1 protein-coding gene is annotated in these 1,187 nt (G+C 71.3%); it reads right to left on the reverse strand.

The window, feature by feature from the left end; all coding sequences use genetic code 11:
* On the reverse strand, positions 1-1,151 hold a 1,151-nt coding region (locus tag IE286_RS26870), incomplete at its 3' end, for an acyltransferase domain-containing protein (RefSeq protein ID WP_229863832.1).
* Positions 1,152-1,187 lie beyond the last annotated feature (36 nt).

Here is a 1,187-nt window from a genome sequence, read left to right on the forward strand (position 1 = left end):
GTCAGCCAGTAGCTGTCCTGTTTGAAGGCGTAGGTGGGCAGGTCCACACGGTGTGCGCCCGTTCCGGCGAAGAACGCCTGCCAGTCGACCGGAACGCCGCGGGTGTGCAGCTGGGAGAGGCCGTGCAGAAGGGTGCGCAGTTCGGACCGGTCACGCCGGAGCAGGGGCACGGCGATGCCCGCGATACCGGCGTCCGTGGTGTCCATGGTGTCCGCGACCATCGGGGTCAGGACGGCGTCGGGCCCGATCTCGACAAAAGTGGCGGCGCCTTCGGCACGCAGAGCCTCCACGGCCTGGGCGAAGCGGACCGGCTCGCGCACATGCCGCACCCAGTACTCCGGATCGCCGAGCTGCCCCGGATCGGCCGGCGCGCCGGTGAGCGCCGACACGACAGGGATACGCGGCTCGTGGTAGTCCAGCCCCGCGATCGCCTGCCCGAACGCCTCCAGCATCGGCTCCATCAACGGCGAGTGGAACGCATGCGAGACCTCCAGCCGCCGAGTACGACGCCCCCGCGCCCGCAACTCGGCGGCCACCTCCTCCACCCCGGCCCGCTCACCGGAGACCACCACCGCCCGCGGCCCGTTCACCGCCGCCACCCCTACCCGGTCACGCCCGGCCAGCAGCGCCAGCACCTCCTCCTCAGCCGCTTCCACCGCCACCATCGCGCCACCCGGCGGCAACTGCTGCATCAGCCCCGCCCGCGCCGCCACCAACGCACACGCGTCCTCAAGCGTCAGCACCCCCGCCACATGCACCGCGGCGATCTCACCGACCGAATGCCCCGCCACCACATCAGGCCGCACACCCCACGACTCCACCAGGCGATACAGCGCCACCTCCACCGCGAACAACGCAGGCTGGGTGAAACCCGTCTCCGCCAACCCCTCACCGCTGTCGATCACCTCACGCAACGGACGCGGCAGCAAAGGATCCAGCACCGCACACACCGCATCGAACACCTCAGCGAACACCGGGAACGCCTCATACAGCTCACGCCCCATACCCGGCCGCTGCGCCCCCTGACCGGTGAACACGAACACCAGCCCGCCACCACGCCCCACCGAGCCCCGCACCAGGCTGCCGGCCCTCTCACCACCAGCCAGCGCCTCCAGCCCGGCCAGCAGATCCTCTCGACCGGACCCGATCACCGCAGCCCGCTCCTCCAACTGCGCCCGGCCCGTGGC

This window comes from Streptomyces thermodiastaticus (assembly GCF_014656135.1).
GTDB classification, from domain to species: Bacteria; Actinomycetota; Actinomycetes; order Streptomycetales; family Streptomycetaceae; genus Streptomyces; species Streptomyces thermodiastaticus.